Source organism: Protofrankia sp. Cj3 (genome assembly GCF_917627355.1).
Taxonomy (GTDB): domain Bacteria; phylum Actinomycetota; class Actinomycetes; order Frankiales; family Frankiaceae; genus Protofrankia.
This window is the reverse complement of sequence record NZ_CAKJTR010000267.1, coordinates 1-914: the sequence shown is the minus strand read 5'-3', so window position 1 is coordinate 914 and position 914 is coordinate 1. Positions and strand designations below refer to the sequence as shown.

Sequence of the window (914 nt, the reverse complement as noted above, 5' to 3'; positions counted from 1 at the left end):
GTTGCGAGTCATGAAGCATGAGTAAGCCTCTGCCTCGCAGCCGTCCTTGGTGGGACGGCGCTCCCGGTCTGACCCGCCCGCGCGGTGCCGGGTTCCCGTTTCCCGGGCACCTGCCGCGCGAGCGCGGTCTTACGGTCGCCTCCACGGGCGTTTTCCGTCTCCGACGCACTGCCGGCGACGAGGGTACGCAGGTTGACCGCGGCGTTCAGGTCACGGTCAACCACCAGCCCGCAGGACTGGCAGGTGAACGTACGGTCCGACAGGGTCAGGCTTGGGTTTCGCCAGCCGCAGCCGGAACAGGTCTTCGAGCTGGGGTACCAGCGGTCCGCGACTTCGAGCCGCGAGCCGTACCAGATGGTCTTGTACGAAAGCTGGCGGCGGATCTCGGCCATGGCCGTGTCCGCCACGGCGCGAGCGAGCCGCCGGTTACGGACCATGCCGGCGACGTGCAGGTTCTCGACCACGACCACGTCGTGGCGCTTCGCCAGCCGGGTGGTGAGCGTGTGCAGCCCGTCGCGTCGCTGGTGGGCGACGCGGGCGTGGATGCGGGCGAGCCGGGCGGCACGCTGGCGCCGTCCCGCGCTGCCGGGCTTGGACCGGGCATACGCCCGCGATGCCTTCCGCAGCCGGCGCAGCGACCCGGCGAGATGCTTCGGGTTCGCCACCGTCTCCCCGGTGGACAGCACGGCACGGTGCTTCACGCCCAGGTCCACCCCGACCGGCCCGGCCGCGCGCTGCCGACGCGACGGCCCGGCGGGCGCATCGCGTTCCACGTCGACGGTGAACGACACGAACCAGCGCCCGGCGGTGCGCGACACGGTGGCGCCGAACAGCCGGGCCCGCCCCTCGGCCAGCCGGCCGGTGAGCGCACCCATCGGTTCGTGGACTTTCACCCGGCCGATCCGAGGCAGTTT

The 914-nt window shown here is 72.1% G+C and carries 1 protein-coding gene; it reads right to left on the bottom strand.

The window, feature by feature from the left end; translation table 11 throughout:
- Positions 1-8 precede the first annotated feature (8 nt).
- Positions 9-914: transposase (locus MJ783_RS21955; protein WP_239313478.1), on the bottom strand; the 906-nt coding region annotated here is incomplete at its 5' end.